This is a genomic window from Thermoanaerobaculia bacterium (assembly GCA_035593605.1).
In the GTDB taxonomy this organism is placed as follows: domain Bacteria; phylum Acidobacteriota; class Thermoanaerobaculia; order UBA2201; family DAOSWS01; genus DAOSWS01.
This window is the reverse complement of the sequence record DAOSWS010000010.1, coordinates 21163-40629: the sequence shown is the minus strand read 5'-3', so window position 1 is coordinate 40629 and position 19467 is coordinate 21163. Positions and strand designations below refer to the sequence as shown.

At 53.4% G+C, this 19467-nt stretch carries 12 protein-coding genes; 9 read left to right on the top strand and 3 right to left on the bottom strand.

Going from position 1 to position 19467, the window contains the following annotated elements; genetic code table 11:
* The first annotated feature begins 105 nt into the window (after window positions 1-105).
* The 4 genes from PLD04_06590 to rlmN are packed head-to-tail and all read left to right on the top strand — an operon-like array spanning window position 106 to window position 9689.
* Window positions 106-4980, top strand: a complete 4875-nt coding sequence (locus tag PLD04_06590) for a pre-peptidase C-terminal domain-containing protein (GenBank protein HXK67995.1) — start codon at window positions 106-108, stop codon at window positions 4978-4980.
* Complete coding sequence (locus PLD04_06585) at window positions 4961-8314, top strand: hypothetical protein (protein ID HXK67994.1); 3354 nt, start codon at window positions 4961-4963, stop codon at window positions 8312-8314. Before PLD04_06590 ends, PLD04_06585 begins: the two co-directional genes overlap by 20 nt.
* Before the next feature lie 53 nt (window positions 8315-8367).
* Window positions 8368-8679: a hypothetical protein gene (locus tag PLD04_06580; protein HXK67993.1), complete on the top strand. Its 312-nt coding sequence runs from the start codon at window positions 8368-8370 to the stop codon at window positions 8677-8679.
* Window positions 8676-9689, top strand: a complete 1014-nt coding sequence (rlmN, locus tag PLD04_06575; GenBank protein HXK67992.1) for a 23S rRNA (adenine(2503)-C(2))-methyltransferase RlmN — start codon at window positions 8676-8678, stop codon at window positions 9687-9689. The genes PLD04_06580 and rlmN overlap by 4 nt, the downstream gene beginning before the upstream one ends.
* A gap of 65 nt (window positions 9690-9754) precedes the next feature.
* Here the strand turns inward: rlmN and PLD04_06570 are convergent, their stop codons facing one another.
* A complete protein-coding gene (locus tag PLD04_06570) occupies window positions 9755-11086 on the bottom strand; it encodes a glutamine synthetase family protein (GenBank protein ID HXK67991.1) in 1332 nt (443 codons plus the stop codon).
* A gap of 163 nt (window positions 11087-11249) precedes the next feature.
* Between PLD04_06570 and PLD04_06565 the strand changes: the two genes are divergently transcribed.
* A complete protein-coding gene (locus PLD04_06565) occupies window positions 11250-12833 on the top strand; it encodes a SpoIID/LytB domain-containing protein (protein ID HXK67990.1) in 1584 nt (527 codons plus the stop codon).
* 40 nt (window positions 12834-12873) lie between these two features.
* Here the strand turns inward: PLD04_06565 and PLD04_06560 are convergent, their stop codons facing one another.
* Window positions 12874-13740, bottom strand: coding sequence for a squalene/phytoene synthase family protein (locus PLD04_06560; GenBank protein ID HXK67989.1), 867 nt, complete (start codon window positions 13738-13740; stop codon window positions 12874-12876).
* A complete protein-coding gene (locus PLD04_06555; GenBank protein ID HXK67988.1) occupies window positions 13698-14792 on the bottom strand; it encodes an NAD(P)/FAD-dependent oxidoreductase in 1095 nt (364 codons plus the stop codon). Before PLD04_06555 ends, PLD04_06560 begins: the two co-directional genes overlap by 43 nt.
* 66 nt (window positions 14793-14858) lie before the next feature.
* Here PLD04_06555 and PLD04_06550 point away from each other — a divergent pair, with 66 nt between their 5' ends.
* From PLD04_06550 to PLD04_06535, 4 genes are read left to right on the top strand one after another with little or no spacing between them, the layout of a single operon-like run.
* Window positions 14859-16136: a tetratricopeptide repeat protein gene (locus PLD04_06550; GenBank protein ID HXK67987.1), complete on the top strand. Its 1278-nt coding sequence runs from the start codon at window positions 14859-14861 to the stop codon at window positions 16134-16136.
* Between the two features lie 29 nt (window positions 16137-16165).
* Entirely contained in the window at window positions 16166-17137 is a 972-nt protein-coding gene (locus PLD04_06545; GenBank protein ID HXK67986.1) for an NAD(P)-dependent oxidoreductase, read from the top strand.
* A 9-nt stretch (window positions 17138-17146) separates the two neighbouring features.
* Entirely contained in the window at window positions 17147-18331 is a 1185-nt protein-coding gene (locus tag PLD04_06540; protein ID HXK67985.1) for a pyridoxal phosphate-dependent aminotransferase family protein, read from the top strand.
* Complete coding sequence (locus PLD04_06535; GenBank protein ID HXK67984.1) at window positions 18328-19455, top strand: N-acetyltransferase; 1128 nt, start codon at window positions 18328-18330, stop codon at window positions 19453-19455. Before PLD04_06540 ends, PLD04_06535 begins: the two co-directional genes overlap by 4 nt.
* Window positions 19456-19467: the final 12 nt, after the last annotated feature.

Genomic DNA, 19467 nt, shown 5'->3' with positions numbered 1-19467 from the left:
AGCGGAGATTTGATCCCCCTCTTGACAATCGTTGACCTTTGTCGTAGGATTACGGCATGAAGGGGATTCCCTAATCCCGTGCCACTAAATCCGATGGAGGGTTCCATGCGTAAAAGGTGTAACATTTGGGCTGCACTCTTAGCCGTTGTTCTGTGCTTCAGCACTGCAACCTTCGCTCAGGTCGTGAAAGAGGGAACCGGTTCTCTCGATTCCAATGCGTTTCGGGATGACAGTCTCATGGTGAAGAGCTATCCGGTATCCTTCGCGCAGGTCAAGGACCAGCTTCCCAATCTTGCGGATTGGAAAGCCTTCACCCTGAACCATGGTCCGTCATGGGATGTCTACATCGATCTCTACTCCGGCCTTCCGGCCAACGTGATGGGGATCGGGATTGACTGGGTTCCCGATGGAATGGCCTTACCCATGGAAAAGCTGGATACGATTGGAAAAGAATTCATTTCGACCTATCGAAACATCTTCCAGGCCATCGATCCATCCTACCTCCAGATTAATCCGTCACGTTCAGGTTATTTTGGAGACGACAACTACCTAACCTTCATCGATTTTGATGTGGTCTACCAGGGGGTTCCCATTAAGGACGCCCACATCGTCTTTCGATGCAACCACGGACGCATGGTCCAGTTCGGCACCGAAGGAGTACTCCCTGAGAATTTCACTAAGCTCGACCCTTATCCCGCCCTCTCGGCGGAACAGGCACAATTCGTAGCCTTTGATTATGCCGGGGGTTTCGATCCCAAGACCGATACCCTTATCGAACCGGGCAACCTCTTCTTTATGCCCCGGATACTCGAACAGATCCCCAGCAAGCTGGGAGACCATATCGACTATCCCCTTGTCTGGGAAGTCAGCTTCAAGCGGGCCGGTGAGAAGGGAACATGGACGGCCCATGTGGACGCCCACTCCGGTCAGGTCCTTGAATTCTACGATTCGAACGCCTACGGATCCGTCAAGGGCGGCGTCTATGAGGTCAGCCAGTCGGAATCATCCGAGACCCTTCGTCCCATGCCCTTCGCGGATGTTCAGTCCGGTGTCTATGCCGATTCCTCCGGAAAGTATTCCATTGCGAGCGGAAGCATCCGGACTTATCTCCAGGGCAAGTACGTCAAGATCAGCGACAATTGCGGCTCCATCAACCTGACCGGGACGGCTCCCAACGATCTGAATCTGGGCACCTCCGGGGGAACGGACTGCACCACTCCGGGCGTCGGCGGATCCGGGAATACCCATGCCAGCCGTTCCTGCTACTACCATGTGAGCCGCGTTAATGAAAAGGCTCGCAGTTTTTTAAGCCGGACCTGGCTCAACGGTCAGGTTACGGCCAACATGAACATCAATGACCAATGCAACGCCTACTGGGATGGGTCGGCGATCAACTTCTTCCGTTCTGGCGGCGGATGCGGAAACACGGGAGAGATCGCGGCGATCTTCCTCCACGAATGGGGCCATGGCCTTGATTCCAATGACGGATCCGTTTCAGGTGATTATGGCACCGGAGAAACATACGGTGACACCATGGCATTCCTGCAGACTCACGACTCCTGCGTCGGACCTGGATTCCTCACGTCGAACTGTTCCGGGTACGGAGATTCCTGTACATCCTGCACGGGCGTCCGCGACGTGGACTACAATGCCCATTCGTCCCATTCTCCGCACACAATCGGTTCCTTTGTAAAGAACAGCTGTCCGACAGACTATTCCTATAAGGGGCCGTGCGGGAAGGAAGGCCATTGCGAATCCTATCCTCTTTCTGAAGCCATGTGGGACATTGCCAACCGTGACCTTGGTTTCGATATCGCCACGAACTGGTACATCCTCGACCGTCTCTACTTTCTTACCCGGCCAACATCGGGTTCAGGCTATACCTGCTCCAACTATGTGGCCTCAGGCTGCGGTTCCTCCAACTGGCACACCACCTTTCTGGTCGCCGATGATAATGATGGAAACCTGAGCAACGGTACCCCCCACTCCAAGGATATCTACGATGCCTTCAACCGGCATGGCGTGGCCTGTTCTTCCTATAATTACAATAATTCCCCCTGCTCCACCACACCGACAAAACCCTCCATTTCCGCCACGGCCGGGGACAATTCAGTATCGCTTTCCTTTTCCTCTTCCGGAGCTTCCTCCTATTACATCCTTCGGAACGACTTCGGCTGCGACAAGGGATACATCAAGGTTGGATCCACCACATCCACAACCTACACGGACACAACCGTAGCCAACGGGTTCACTTATTATTACCGGATCCTTGCCGTCGGTTCGAACGCTTCCTGCTTTTCGGAACTGTCCGACTGCAAGACTGTGACCCCCCAGAGCGGCGGCGGCGGAACAACCTACTCCATCTCCGGCACGATCAGTGCCAGCGGATCGGGCATCTCCGGTGTCGCCGTGGCCTACTCCGGCCCCTCCTCCGGCTCCGTCAGCACGGCCACCGATGGAACCTATACGATTTCCGGCCTTGCCAACGGTACCTACACCCTGACGCCCACCAAGTCCGGTTATACCTTCACGCCATCTTCCCTGCAGGTTGTGATCAGCGGGGCGAACAAGACCGGCCAGAACTTCACCGGTGCGACCCAGCAAACGGAAACAGAACTGCAGTCCGGCGTGGGTCTTGCCTCCAGCGTCGCCTACCAGTCCTGGATCTACTTCTACGTCACCGTTCCTTCCGGAGCCACCAACCTGGAAATCAAGACGACGAATGCTTCTGCGGACGTCGATCTCTACACACGCCAGGGCTCCAAGCCTACTTCTTCTACCTACACCTGCCGTCCCTATTCCTCTTCCGGGAATGAGACCTGCACGCAGGCCAACCCGACCGCGGGCACCTGGTGGGCCGGTGTGTACGGATACGCCGCGGGTTCCTTCACGATTACGGCAACCGTGACTACTCCTTCCGAAACCTATTCCATCTCCGGTACCGTTTCCGGTGCCATCACATCCGGTGTGACGATGACCCTGACCGGCGCGGCCTCGGCTACAACGACAACCGCTTCCGGCGGAACCTACACCTTCTCGTCCCTCTCTAACGGGACCTACACGGTGACACCTTCCGCTTCCGGGTACACCTTCACGCCCTCGTCCCTGTCGGTGACGATTAATGGCGCCAACCAGACAGGTAAGAACTTTACCTCGGTTTCTTCCGGTGGCGGCGGAGACCCCGTCCTGCAGAATGGAGTGGGTTACAACGATACGATGACCGCCAGTACGCGGCAGGCCGGATGGAACTACTACACCTTCACGACCGCATCCGGTGATTCCAGCCTGGGCGTCGTGCTCTCCAACCTCACCAAGGACCTTGATCTCTACGTCAAGCAGGGGGCCAAGCCGACATCATCGTCTTATGACTGTCGTCCCTATACCAGCGGAACGACGAGCGAGACCTGTAATTTTGCTTCCCCGACCGCGGGAACCTGGTACGTTGGCGTCAACAACTGGGATACCGGCACGTCGATGCCCTTCCGGGTCACGGCGACCTGGACGACTTCGGGTGGAGGAGATACAACCGCGCCCACCACATCCATAACCTCCTCCCAGTGTGGCACGACCATTACAACCTCAAGTACGACCTTCACCTGGACCGGTTCGGACAACGTGACACCTACGGGAAGCCTGGTTTACAGCTATCGAATCGATTCCGGATCTTGGTCCTCCTTCGGGAGCGCGACGTCCAAGAGCTACACCGGACTGAGCAACGCCTCCCATACCTTTGAAGTCAAGGCCAGAGATGCTGCCGGAAACGAGGACGCAACACCGGCAACCTGCACGGTGACCGTGAATGTTCCCCAGACGACCTACTCGATCTCCGGTACGGTGAGCGGGGCTGTGGCCAGCGGGGTCACGATCACCCTCAGCGGAGCCGCCTCCAATACCACCACGACGGACACCAGTGGAAATTACTCCTTCAGTGGTCTTTCCAACGGTTCCTATACCGTGACGCCGTCCCGCTCCGGTTATACCTTCTCCCCAACCTCACGAAGTGTAACCATCAGCGGTGCCAACCAGACGGGTCAGAACTTCACTTCCTCCGTTGTGTCCGGAGATACGCAACTGACCAGCGGTGTGGCAGTCGGCGGATCGGTTTCCCAGGGTGCGTACAAGTACTACTACATCACCGTCCCCAGCGGAGCCACGAGCCTCACCGTCGATCTGACCGGCCTCTCCGCCGATGTGGATCTCTACACGAAGTTCAACGCAAAACCCACAACGTCTTCTTATGATGGACGTTCCTGGAACGGCGGCACGACTTCGGAACAGATTGTCCAAACCTCTCCGACGGCGGGTACGTGGTGGATCGGTGTCTACGGCTACGCCGCAGGTTCTTACACCGTGAAGGCAACGGTCGTCGAGGGTGGAGGCGGAGGCGGATCGTGCAGCGATCTCACAGCCTCCTTCAATAGTTCCCTTGGTGCTCCGGCCTGCACGACGGCGGGTGCTTCCTGTAACGCTCCTGCGACTCTCCTGCAATGTGCCGGGAACGATGAACCGGGAGACCAGAACAACACCCTCGGTACCTGCACAGACGGTACGTCGGGATCCTGCCATAGCGACGAATCGGTCGAATCCATCAAGGTCGCCACGACGGGCGGTGGATGCCTCACGACCGGCCAGGAAGTAAGAGTCGACTTCTCCGTATACTGTTACTCCAATGCCGACTATGTGAAGCTTTATTACGCAACCAGCGCCTCCAGCCCCACCTGGACTCTCCTGGCTGGAACGCAGTGCGACGGTGCCGGCGCCAAGGATTATTACTACAACTTTAATCTTTCAGGCACGGCGGGATCCACCCAGGCCCTCCGCGTCCAGATCGTCTATAACGCCGATCCGGGTACCAATGCCTGCTATTCCGGAAATTACAACGACCGCGACGATCTTGTCTTCGCCACGAGCGGATCGACACTGACCGATCTTCCCCGAAAAGATCTGGGTGACAGGGCTTTTGACTTTAAGAAAAATTAACCGACCGTTTACGATTCTGGGCTGTCTTCTTCTCTTCCCCGCTCTTCTATGGGCGGGGAAGAGTTCTGTCATTCCCCGAAGGCCCTCCGACGAAGCAGTACAAAAGATGTTTCACAGGAATCTCCAGAATCGTGTCACCATCCTCTCCACACCGACACCCATGACGGCCTGTTCCGCGACCGTCACATTGACGCCGGGAGTTCCCTATCACGGAGACACTTCCTCCGCGTTGAATACCTTTCAGGAAAAGGACTACCCCGATCCGGTATGGATCGACCAGGGTTGGGGAGAATACGGACCAGACGTTGTCCACCAGGTTACGGTGGCCGGTGGATGCGATCTTCGGATCCACGTCGAACCGGATCCCGTTCTGAATCCGGACCTGGATGTCTTTCTTCTGGATACCGGAACCTGCGATACGGGTAACATGATCCTGGCGGGGGAAGATACGATTATCTATCCTGGATGCCCCGCGGGCACCTATTACATCATTGTGGACGGGAAGTATGCGGACAGCATGGGATCCTACACCCTGACCGCCGCCTGCTCAACAGGACTCCTTCTGGTCGATGATGATGGTTCCTCCGACACGACCCAGTGCTTTCCCAGCCTTCCCTGTGACGATGTGGGACCACTGTATGAAACGGCTCTCACCAATGCCGGCATTTCCTATACGACCTGGGACACAACCCTCTATGGTCCACCGGACTCTGCCACGCTGAACAACAGTGCGGACGTAGTGTGGGTTACGGGTGAATCCTATGGAGATTCCCCTACGAATACGAACGAGCGGATTCGAAATGCCGGGTTTGAAAACGGGTACGACGCCGCATCGGTATGGTTATGGCAGCAAAGCCTGGGTACTTCCGATGTCATCTACAGTAATGCAACGTATGCTCACACGGGAAGCTGGTATGCCTACTTTGGGGGATTGACGAACTATTCCGATAACCTGTACCAGGACGTCTATATCCCAGCCGATGCAACAACGGCCAATCTGACATTCTGGCTGTGGATTGCAACCACGGAAACCTCTCCGTGGCAGTATGACTCCCTGACCTTGAAAATCCAGGATACCCAGGGAAATGATCTTGAGACCCTGGCGACTTACTACGATGAAGATTACACGTCAGGATATGTGAGCCACCCAACGGCCGGGGAATCATTCTCCCTTCTGGGATATGCAGGGCAGACGATTCGAATCTACTTTGAGTCGGACAACGATGGGTCCTATAACACACGATTCAGAGTCGATGATATAAGTTTAAAAACGTATGGAAGAGTTCCTGAAGTTCTGAGCGTGGAAGAACAGTCACGGATCAGGACTTTCCTGGATCTGGGCGGACATATGCTCCTGACCGGCCAGGATATCCTCTGGGACGTGACACAGGCTGAAAGTGTTGGTGAGCACCTCCGTCTTCCCGACGGATCGCTCATGAATGACTATTTCCAGGTCTCGGAAGTCTATAACGACGTGTGGACTTCATCCCCGTCCCCCCTGCGCATATGGGGGATTCCGGGCAGTCCCATCAGTGACGAATTCGGTTGTGACGCTGCCGTCTATTATTTCGATATCGACAACACGCCATTTACATACAAAGCCGACGCCCTGATTACCCGGTACGGTGATCCTGTCTACTATACGGCGCAGGCGCCCTCCGATCCGGATGCCACCCGGAAAGCGGTGGGATTACGGTATGAGAGTCCCCTGATCATGATCGACTCCATCGGTCTTGTGGGCCTGGATGACTACAAAGCGCTCTTTCTGGCCTTTAACCCCGAATCGGATGCCACGGCCTCCAGACTCCAGACTCTGGTGGCGAATACAAAGGCCTGGTTTGACCGATCGGATGAGACCCTCTGTGACATTCCTTACGACTCTTCTGCGGTCTTTGATGATTCCGTAAGCGGTGACGGGAATGGGATTCCCGATCCCGGTGAGACCTTTGACGTGATTCTTACCGTATACAATGACGATACCGTCGCCCAGACCTTTTATGTCTATTATGGACTCAGGGATCCTTACCTTACGGTTAATTCCGATCGTTGGGTCTGTCTGGGGTCGATCGCTGCGAGTGGTTCTGCGGATGCCACTTTTTCTATGACGTTAAGCGGTTCCGCTCCAACCGGGTACCGTCTCTCCTTTGAATTTAACCTCGCCGTGGGATCCACGGCGGAGTTCTGCTGGTTGGATGCCTACGGATCCTTTGCCGGATTCGCGGATTTTATGCTTGTCAAGGACGAGGGTGAAGCGCCCAACACCACGGGCGTGGACGTCTATACGTCTCTCCTGGACAGCCTGGGCTTCACCTATGCGCTCTGGGATACCTCCATGTTTGCCGCACCCACCTACGCATCCTATGGCCTTCCCAATGACTGGATGGCCTTCTATCCTATGATCATCTGGTTTACCGGAAAGGACGATATCTACACGCTGACGCCCAATCCGTGGGATGCTTATCTGGGAATTAATCCTGAAGCAGAAATTGCGACCTATCTGGATTCAAGCATTATCGACTTCAATGATCCGGGAAGGCTGATCCTCTCCACTCAGGATTACTTTATGGACCGTTACGGACCCGGAAACATCTCTGTTCCTTCAGGTGATTTCGCATTCACCCATCTGGGCGTGGAACGGGTCTATCAGGACTTTCTGAAAGATGCCTCAGGCACTCTATACGGATTTGGCGGTACCTACAGCTCCGAAGAGCTCACGATGGGAATCACGAACTACGGTCCGGATGGAATTACCTTTCCGAATTATGCAGACCGACTCGAAATGCTGAATTCCAATCCCTATTTTCAGAGACTCTGGGCTTATGCCCTCGAGCCGATACAGATTCTGGCCGGAACTTCATTGACCCACTATTCTCAGCCCTATCGTGTCGCCTTCATGCCCTTCGCCTTTGAAAACGTGCAGGATGCATTTACGCCTTCGACCAAGTTGAGATTTCTGGATCGGCTGATCGGACAGATGTTCTGGAGCGATCCCAACCCCGTTGATAACAGTGCTCCTCCCTGGGGCCACGCTCCGATCACCGGTACGCAGCCCACATTATACGTGAACAAGCTGGGTGAGGACTTCCTGATGAACTGGACCGATGCGGGAGCCAGCCCCACGAACTGCAATGGTGAGACAGCCTATACCCATTACAAGGTGGTTGGTCAACTGAACAATCCCGATTTTACGGTCTTTCAGGTCCCCGCTCTCTATGAAACACCCCTTCTCGAGGCGCCGGCGGATCACAAGGTGGACCCGGGAGAAATCTTCTATTATCGAGTTTTTGCCGTTGACTCGGCTGAATCTCCTATTATTGAAACGGGGTGCCCCTGAAGAATCGTATTGCAACCTTGCGGCCCTTTACGGGATGACGATATAATAGAGACGTGAGTTCGACACACGAAGAAATCCTGAAGGAAATCACCCGGGCGATTTCGGAAAGCGTGACCGATTCTCCCAGGGTTCAGGCCATTCTTAACCGATTGGAAGGGGAAGGATTTAATATCTATATCCTTCTTGAATCTTCGGTGGGTCTGAAAAAGAACAATGTGAACCTGCCCCTTCACAGGGAAAAAATCCTGATCAAGCGTACAGGTGGTAAGGGGATTCAGTTCAAGATTACCGGTGAAGATATGGAATTTTTACGGCGAATCGGTGTCGATCCCATCAAAAAGGTTCCGCGCCGGGAAGGTCGTTGATCGCTCCTCTTCTCAGCCTGTCCCGGGCAGAACTTGAATCTTCCTTCCTTGAATCCGGGCTTCCGATATATAAATCTCGACAGGTCTACCACTGGGTTTCGGAACGGTACATCACCGATTATGAGGCGATGACGAACCTGTCGAAAGATCTCAGGCTCGATCTTTCCAGGCGTTACCCCATTATTCTCCCCGACGTGGATCAATCCTTTACCTCTTCCGATGGAACGGTGAAATACAGAATCCGTATGGAGGATGATTCCATCGTGGAATCGGTCCGCATGCCGGGGGAGGATCGGACCACGCTCTGTCTCTCATCCCAGGCTGGATGTCCACTGGGTTGCGCCTTCTGCCTGACAGGGAAGACGGCTGGACGGAACCTGAAACCGGAAGAAATCATCGGGCAGTTTCTTTTGACGGTGCGGGGGCTGGAAGCATCCAGAGTCAATATCGTCTTCATGGGGATGGGAGAGCCGCTTCTGAACCTGAAGGGAGTCAAAGCTGCCCTGGCGTTTATGTATTCCTCAATCTCCCCGAAGCGGATCACGGTTTCCACGGTAGGCCTCATAAGAGAAATACAAAGGCTGGGAGAGATGAAGCCCCATCCAAGACTGGCCCTCTCCCTTTCCGCACCCACGGATGATTTACGAAGGAATCTCGTACCCGCCTCCAGGCTCTATTCTCTGACCGAGCTCTTTCAGGTGCTGGATGAATATCCCCGTCGTAGAAATGAGCGGGTGACACTGGAATATGTCATGTTGAAGGACGTCAATGACCGTCCGGACCAGGCAGAGGAGATCAACCGGTTGTTAAAGGGGAGGGAACGCCTCTACAAGGTGAATCTGATACCTTTCAATCCGGTGGAAGGACTGCCCTACCAGGAACCTCCGGAGGATACGATCCAGCACTTTCTTCGGATTCTGCTGAAGGCCAACCTTACGGTGACTATCCGACGTTCCCATGGTCGGGACATTGGAGCGGCCTGCGGCCAGCTTGCTTCCCGTCAAGCCTGAATGAGGTACAAATAAACCCGGCTTTGCCGGGTTTATTAAATGTGATCATAGAGTGCGGACAATAATCAATAATTTACAAGGTAACGATCGATCTCCCAGGGGTGAACCGCGGAAATGTAGGAAGCCCACTCGGTTCGCTTGGTGTAAATATAATGGGAGAAGATATGGTTTCCAAGAGTCTCCCTCATCAGAGGATCTTTCTCCAGCAGATCGAGCGCATCGGATAATTTCGGGGGCAGCTGGCGGATTTTCAGACGCCGTTTCTCCCGTTCACTCATCGTGAAGATGTTGCGGTTAACCGGAGGTCCCGGATCCAGATTTCTTTCAATTCCGTCAAGCCCGGAAGCCAGCATGACCGCAAAAGCAAGGTAGGGATTACAGGAAGGATCGGGAACGCGAACTTCACATCGTGTGGACATTCCCCTTTTTGCGGGAACCCTGACCAGGGGGGACCGGTTCTTTTCGGACCACGCCACGTTGATAGGCGCTTCATATCCCGGAACAAGGCGTTTGAACGAATTGACCAGTGGATTGGTCACCGCCACGAAGGAACGTACGTGGGTCAGGATCCCCCCGATATAGCCCTTTGCGATGGCTGACAGCTGGTCGTCGGTTTTGGGGTCGTAAAACGTGTTATTTCCTTCTTGATCGAGGAGAGACTGATGGGTATGCATGCCGGAGCCGTTTACGCCAAAAATCGGCTTTGGCATGAACGAAGCGTGCAGATTGTAGTCGAGAGCTACCTTTTTCACGATGAATTTAAAGGTCATGACGTTATCGGCGGCTTCCACGGCGTCCATATACCGAAAGTCGATTTCATGCTGACCCGGAGCGACTTCGTGATGAGCGGCCTCCACTTCAAATCCCATGATTTCCAGATCCTCAACGATTTCGCGGCGAGCCTCTTCTCCCAGGTCAACCGGAGTCAAATCGAAGTACCCTCCCGCATCGTGGGTTTCAACGATGGGGTTCCCTTCATCATCCCGCTGGAAGAGGAAAAACTCCACTTCGGGACCCGCCACCAGCTTATATCCCATGGAAGAGGCTTTTTCCACCGCCCGTTTCAGGGTCAACCGGGGACACCCGTCAAAGGGCGTGTGGTCCGGATTGTAAATGTCACAAATAAGCCGGGCAACCTTACCTCCGCCCTTGTGATCCCAGGGAAAGGTGCGAAAAGTTCGAAGGTCGGGCTTAAGAAGCATGTCGGATTCTTCTATTCGGGTAAACCCTTCGATGGAGGAACCGTCAAACATGATTTCACCTGCAAGGGCTTTTTCAAACTGGGAGCGGGGAACTTCGACGTTCTTATTCATCCCCAGGATGTCGGTAAACATCAGTCGCAGGAACTTTACATTGTCCCGGTCACACTGCTTGAGAATGTCGGCAGCAGTTGTCATGTTGTCTCCTTAAATTTGCAAGATGATCACATATTATCATTCATTAATTTATTGTCAAGGGCAAATATGTAAAAATGATATTATAAAAATGCATATAGTGCGAATTACAACATGCATGTAGATTCTGTCTTCAGCTGAGCAGGGTGTGTGGGATAATAGTCTCATGGTATTAGCCTTTTGCCTGATGTTGCTTTCCGTTTCTCCTTCACCCCAGATACGTGTCCTGGTCCGGGAGGCACCTGCTGTGATGCTGGATTCGGATTCAGAAGTTCTCAATCTGGGAGATGTCGTCTTTCATCTGCCCGTGTCAGTTTCAACCGATCCGGGAGGATTGATCCTTTCAGATGCATGCGGGACAGGTATGTCCTTCTCTTCCCCCATGATCCTTCCTGAGAATTCTGAACATCCCTGGAAGGTGGAGGAGAAATCGTACCGTGGAAGTCTTACCCTGGTGGCCAGGGATGCCAATATCCTTGTCATCAATACATTACCCTTTGAGGACTATCTCCGCGGTGTTGTTCCGGCGGAAATGGGGCCAGAAGTCTATCCCGCTCTGGAGGCATTGAAGGCTCAGGCTGTCGCGGCACGCAGCTATGCTTTTGTTCAAATGTCCCATCCCCTGGATAAGGAATATGACATTTGTGGTACTCCATCCTGTCAGGTATATAAGGGATTTGAGGCTGAGCATCCCATGTCCACTGAAGCAGTGGAAGAGACGGAAGGTCTGATTTTGACCTACAGGGATGTTCCCATGGCGACCTATTACACGGCGGCATGTGGAGGACACACCATCCAGGGCGATTTAATCTTTTCCAGCCCGGTGGCTTCCTTTTTCACCGGTGTACCCTGTTATCCGTTACCCTCCTGGAAGGTTGCAGGTCAGGCGGTGTCCCTTTCCCCGGCAGGTGCTGCGGCTCTCCTGACCGCTGAGGGCGATCCCCGTGCCGCTTTGTCCCGGTTGCTGGGCAGGGATCCCGGCCAGCATTGTGAAAACCTCTCCGAAGATCCGAACCTTGTCCATTCCGGTTGTGAAGAATTTGCTGCATCCTCCTTCTTTGATGATCTGGAGACAGGAGGAGCACCCCACCATGGAGCAGGAATGGTGGAACTCCTGGGCCGTTTCATGCTGCGATCCGGAACCCTCTCCGTGGGCAAGGGGATTGTTCAGCGTGCAGATCCGGAAGGGCTTCTTCTCCTCGGAGAATCTGAACCAAGGTCATGGAATCGCCCCGCACTCTTCATCGAAACGATGGACAGTCTTCAAGCGGTGGACTCCCTCAATCTCTTTCCGGGAGACCGGGTCCGTCTTTACTCGGAAAACGATCGCCTGCGTGTCCTGATCCTCAGCCGACCCCGAGATCCTTCTTCCGCGGATGGGCGCGCCCGGTTGTCCCGATGGAGCCGATACCGTTCCTGGTCTGAAATTGCAGAGTGGACGGGCGTGGAGGGAGCCCGTGAACTTGCCATTCTCTCGAAAAGCCAGGAAGGACGTATTCTGTCTCTCCGAGTTAATGGTATTTCGAATTCAACCATCCTGGAACGATTACAGGTTCGATTTACATTAAAACTCCCAGAAACGTGGTTTTCCATGGTTCCCACACCGGAGGGTGTTTTCTTTTTTGGAAAAGGGTGGGGACATGGAGTGGGGATGTGTCAGGAGGGAGCCTTTGGAATGGCCGCCAGCGGCAAAAGCTTTGAGGAAATTCTCGACCATTATTACCCCGGATTCAGAATCGCCCACTGGTGATACAGGACGATTCGATTCAAGCGGCTTGTTCTAATCCGGATTAACGGATAAAGGACGAGAAAACGATCCAGACCTTCTCGGCAAAAGAAAGAGTTGTTTCCTGTTGAAGGGATCGTTCCGGGTGCTTCCCGATCTTTTCGAGAATGGATTCATAGACCCCAGCCATAAGACGGACGGTAAAACGGGCATCCGGCTCGACATGTTCCGGAAGGGATCGGGCTCTTCGAAAATAATTTCGTGCCCGCTCTACCTGAAATACCATCAGAGATCGATATTCCGGGCTGTTCCTGCAATTCAGAATATCTTCTTCCGTCACACCAAAACGGCGGAGCTCATCCAGCGGCAAATAGATCCTGTTCCTGGATACATCCTCCCCCACATCACGAAGGATATTGGTCAATTGGAGCCCATAGGCCAGGTCTTTTCCCAGTCTGTAAGCCTCTTGATCCAGAGGTCCAAAGATCGCGAGGGAAATATCGGAAATGGTTGCGGCCACCAGATCACAGTATATTGAAAGTTCCTCAAAGCTTTCATAGCGTTTGTGAGTGAAATCGCGACGGCAACCATCGATTAATCCCTGAAACGCCTCTCTGGGAATGGGGTATCGTGTCAGCGTTCGAGCAAGAGCACGTGTAATTGGATGGGTGGGCGATCCGTTGTAGGTACGGGATAGTTCCGTTTCACAGGCTTCCAGGAGGGCCTCGTCTACAGGGTTTCCCTCATCAGCGAGGTCGTCGGCGTAACGGCAGAAGGCGTAGGCGGAGAAGACGGCATATCGTTTGTCCGTGGGGAGGAATCGAAATCCCACGGAAAAATTCGGACCGTGCCGGTACGTAATGTCCCGGCATCGATGAAACTCCGCTTTCAGCGCCGGCGACACCAGTGGGGAATCAGTGTGTGTCCGCATGTGCCTCTATTCTTCCATAAAAGCGCGACGATTGGGTAGAGGCAATGATGAAATCCCGTTCCTCTGACCCATGAACGAAGAAAGGTCTGGAAGTCCTTCTCGGCTGCCAGTGCGATAAAACGATTCAACCCGAAGGCTCCACCCAGTTCATAGAGGAATCGATTTACCAGGCTGACCCGCGGTCTGGATCCCAGCAGGGTCTTCCATAGTGTGTCATAATCCTCACCCGTGAGAAGACTTTCCGCCGCCAGTACCCCGGTTGCCATGGCCTGGCGAAGCCCGAGACCGAAGAGAAAATCCTGGAATCCTCCTGCTTCTCCCGAATAGAGCGTACCGGCTTCGACTGCCGAATTTTTGATGAAAAAATTCATGTAGGAATGACCGACCTGGATATCCTCCATGGGGACAGGTTCCAGGTACCGGAAAAAATTCAGGCTTGCATCAAAACAGGATGGTAATTTCCGGAATTTGCGTGTGATGGCCGTTCCAAACGTACCCGATCCATTATGGGTGAAGAGATAGGCATATCCACCGGGTGCCAGTTCCGGATGAAAAAGAACCCAGATTCGCGTTTTCGAATCCGTGGAAAAATGCCTCTCCATGGAAACTCCATCCACCTGCTTTGGACCGGTGGCCGTGATATCGGCACTGCGGGCGATTGTCTGAAATTGAAAGGTTACACCAGACTCCTGTGCCGCATGGAAGAGGGCCCGGTCCAGTGAACCTTCTATCCGTCGACGGATCAGATATCCATAGGGTTTGGCCGAGTTGACAGTATGAGATTTCCCGTCCGGTGTGAAAAAGACGGCCTGCTGGAGAGGATAAAAGAGATCGGGACGGGGAAGGTGAGTGCGGTGGAAAAAATCGACAACTCCCTCGGAAAGAGAGTAGTCATCGATAACCTGGAATCCACCTGTGTAGCGGTGTCCGGGATGGGGTCCCCGTTCAATGACCTCCACGGTACGGCCCTCTCGGGCCAGAATGATCGAAGCGGCGAGACCTGACGGACCCGCTCCGGCGATTGTAATGCGCTTACCCTTCAAGGCTCTCATCTTATCATGACATTCTACCCGTAGGGCCATGTTATAATGCATCCATCATCAAGAGGGGGGGCAACCATGGCACTGGCCGCCATTGTGGGTCTGGTTATCGGCGCAATCATCGGAATGGTGATCGGAATCAAGATGGGTAACCGTTCCGGAAGACAGGCGTCAGAAATCCTGGAAACCCAGCTTTCAGACAAAGAACGAAGCCTGGCAGAGGAAAATACAGCACGGGAAGAAGAACGGGCTTCCATGATCAAAGAGCACGCACATGAAATCGAATCCTATAAAGCCTCCGAAGAGGAGCTGAAAAAGAAACTCCATCAGGCTCAAAAAGAAACCCAGCAATTGAAGCGGTGGGCGGACCGTCAATGCCGTCAGCTCTTTGATGAATTTCGCACCCTCTGGGTATCGAAAAAGCTTCCCGAATCCTATGAAGAAATGGTAGCGTATGGTGGTAAAAAAAACCACGACTCTTTGAGAAACCAGGCTGAAAAACTGCAAATCTGGATGGAGCAGCTTTCTGTCAGTACTCCGGAATCACTCTATCTACTTGGATTGTGGCACACGATGGAGGGTCATGAACGAGAGGCCAATGCAATGTTTTCCGAGGCAGCCAAGAAGGGACTCGGTCTTCAGGCATGGCTATCTCTTGGCGACAGTTACTGGGATATCCAGAAACAGGAGAAAGCTCGGGATGCGTATCTTCATTGCATGAAGTCTGACGATCTTCCCGACCGTGTCTTTATCCGAGTGGCCTCGATTGCCATCACCCATCGAGAGTATGATGAAGCGCTTCTAGCCCTTGAACGAATTTTGAGCCGAAAGAAGAATCCTCTGGAGGTCTTTACGCTGGCGGGTCATGCGTACGGCATGCTCCATCAGGATGAAAAGGCCATTGAGGTATGTGAAGCGGGTCTTAAGCTCTATCCTGATTCTCCGGAGCTCCTTACGAAGATGATCATACCTCTCACACGTCTGGGTCGGTGGGAAGATGCCGAGGCATCCTTTCAGCGAGCTCTCGATCTCGATGCCTCTTTTGCCGAGGCCCCCCTTTCGATGGGAGTGGCTCATATGCACCATGGCGAGGATAAGAAAGCGGTGACGTTCCTCAAGCAGGCCCTCTCCCTCGAAGAGCGCTATCCCGAGGCACTTTTTTGCCTGGGGATAATTCAGAATCGTCAGCAGAAATATAAGAAGGCCCTTGAATACTTCCAGAAAGCTGTGGAATATAAACCGGACTATGCAGAGGCCTACTACAACATGAAGGAAAGCTACGAAGGCCTTAAGGATTTTGACAAGGCTATTGCAGTCCTGAAAAAGGCCACCACTTTAAACCCGGCGTACAAGTGAAGCGCCACCCATCCCGGTAGATTTCTTTCATGGATCTGATCCTGCTGACAGGTGCCACCGGGTTTATTGGCGGCCATGTTGCACGGAAACTATTGAACCACGATTACAATCTAAGGCTCTATGTGCGGGATCGCCGGCGGTGTCCTCCGGATCTGGAGGGAGTTGACGTAATTGAAGGAGATCTTCTGGATCCTGCCGTCTGTGAACGTGCAGTCAAGGGTGTCCATACGATTATCCATGGGGCGGCATTGACCCGTGCTCGAACCATACGTGAGTTTTACAGAGTAAATCGGGATGGATCGATAGGACTCTATCATGCGGCATCCCGTGTTCCTTCCTGTCGCAGGTTTGTCTTTCTCTCGTCCCAGGCCGCAGCTGGGCCTGCCCGGGGAGACAGACCGAGGGAGGAAACCGATCCGCCGGAGCCGTTAAGCCATTACGGGAGAAGCAAGCTGGAGGCGGAACTGGAGCTCCTCTCAACACCGGGACCTTCTGTCGCATCCCTCCGTCTTTCGGCAGTATATGGACCGGGCGACCGTGAAATCTTTCCCTTCTTTCAGGCTGCGGAACGCGGGTGGGTTCCCCTGCCGGCACCGCCTTCGGCCCGGCTTCAGCTCATTCACGTGGAAGATGCTGTGGACGGGGTTGTCCTGGCAGCGGAAAATGATTGTGAAGGCGTTTTTTTCCTGGCACATCCGGAAGTTCACTCGTATCGGTCGCTCATTTCCTTACTGGGAAAGGTTTCAGGAAAGGAGCCCGTGGTTTTTCCGCTTCCCGCCTGGGTCGTACACAGTGCTGCGGCAATCAATGCTTTTCTGGCCAGGTCTTTTCACAGGACGGCGATCTTTAATCCGGGAAAAGCTCGAGAATTACGTGCCCGGCAGTGGACATGTTCCATAACAAAGGCTCAATCTATGTTAAAATTTTCCCCTCGAATTCAGTTCGAATCCGGAGCTCGAGATACATTGACCTGGTACCGTCAACAACACTGGCTGCACTGAGGAGGATTTGTGGATCTGTTTGAAAAATGTTATGCCTTCAAGGAGGATCAGAAGGTCAGAGAAATGGGCATTTATCCCTATTTCCGAATGATATCCTCCCAGCAGGACCCCGTGGTTATCATGGACGGTAAACCCCTGGTGATGCTCGGTTCCAATAACTACCTGGGCCTGACTTCTCATCCGAAGGTAAAAGAGGCGGCACGGGATGCAATCTCCCGGTACGGTGCAGGGTGTGCGGGCAGCCGGTTTTTGAATGGTACGCTGGATATACACGTGGAGCTGGAGGAAAAGCTCGCAGAATTTATGGGACGGGATGCCTGTATTGTCTTCTCCACCGGATTTCAAGCCAACCTCGGTACGATTGCTTCCATTGTAGGGCGCGAAGACACGATCTTTATTGACAAATTCAACCATGCTTCCATTATTGATGGATGCCGCCTTTCCTACGGCGCGGTTCGAAAATATAACCACAATGACATGAATCATCTGGAAGTCTTTCTCAAGCAGGAGGAAGAAAAGAGAGGAAGAGTCATCATTGTGGATGGTGTCTTTTCCATGGAGGGCGATCTTGCCCCGGTGCAGGAGCTGTACTCTCTTGCCCGCAAGTACGGAGCACGGCTTCTGGTGGATGACGCACACGGAGTTGGCGTCATGGGAAACCGGGGGAGAGGAACCTGCGAACATTTTGGGCTTCTCGGTGATGTCGATCTGATTGTGGGCACTTTTTCCAAGAGTCTGGCGACCGTAGGAGGATTTGTTGTGGGAGACCGGGAAGTGATCAACTGGATCAAGCATACGGCCAGGACTCTCATCTTTTCCGCCAGTCCGCCGCCCTCCACAATGGCTTCGGTGATCGCCGCGCTACAGATTATCGATGAGGAGCCGGAGCTTCTATCTCAACTCTGGGAAAATACCCATTTCATGATGAAGGAGTTCAAAAATCTGGGATTTGACATTGGCAGCAGTGAAACACCCATCATTCCCATTGTTGTGGGTGAAGATCAGGCCGCCTTCATCATGTCACGAAAACTTCAGGATAGTGGAGTCTTTGTGAACCCCGTCATTTCTCCCGCCACTCCTCCGGGCCGGGCTCTCATTCGAACGAGTTATATGGCGACCCATAGACGAGAACACCTTGAAAAGGCCCTTGAGGCCTTTCGGCAGGTTGGTAAGGAGCTTGGGCTGATCTCATGACATTGGAAGTCCGTCGGGTTGAAACCAGGCAAGACCTACGCGCATTCATAGATCTTCCTTACCGTCTCCATGCCGGTGACCCTCACTGGATTCCTCTCCTGCGTATGGAAGTCCGAAAGATTCTCGGATCGGGGAATCCATTCTGGAGCCATGCCGACCATGCCTGTTTCCTTGCCGTTCGTGACGGAAAAACCGTAGGCCGCATTGCGGCCATAGTCGATTACAATCACATCCGTTTTCACGATGAAACGGTCGGATTCTGGGGTTTCTTTGAATCCATCGAAGATCCCGAGGTCGCCGATTCCCTCTTTGCGGAGGCTGAAGATTTCCTGTGTGCCCGGGGTGTCCACGCTTCACGTGGCCCCATGAACCCTTCGACAAACGACGAATGTGGTCTCCTGATTGACGGGTTTGACACTCCGCCGCGGTTAATGATGCCCCATAATCCTCCGTATTACAGAGACCTTGTGGAACATTGCGGCTATGGAAAGATCAAGGACCTTTATGCTTACAGTTATGATATTACGTCGGAGCCTCTGAAGCGTCTGGAACGCCTTTCCAGACGGGTGAGGAACCATGAGTCATCTCTCATCGTTCGACCCATTAATCTCAAAGATTTTAACCGGGAGCTCCAGCATGTTCTGGATATCTACAACTCGGCATGGGAGAAAAACTGGGGCTTTGTTCCGATGGATGATGATGAAGTTCTATATATGGCCAAGCGTCTGAAACCTCTGGTCGAGCCGAGGCTTCTCCAACTGGCCTTCATCGAGGACGAACCTGCCGGGTTTATCATGTCGCTCCCTGATTATAACCAGGTTCTTCGAGGACTGGATGGGCGGCTCTTTCCTCTGAATCTCTTCAAAATTCTTATACGAAGCCGACATATCGATGCCCTGAGAGTCTTTACGATGGGAACCAAGCCGGAGTTTCGAACTCGTGGCCTCGATGCGGTTCTCTACGGTGAAAGTTTTCGGGCCGCGCTCGATCTGGGATATAAAAAGGCTGAATTTTCCTGGATTCTGGAAGACAATTATCTGATACAGAAAGTCGCCGACATGGTGGGAGCCGACCGGTACAAAACCTACCGGATTTACGAACGCATGTTAAAGGAAGCCGCATGATACGAGCGGAAA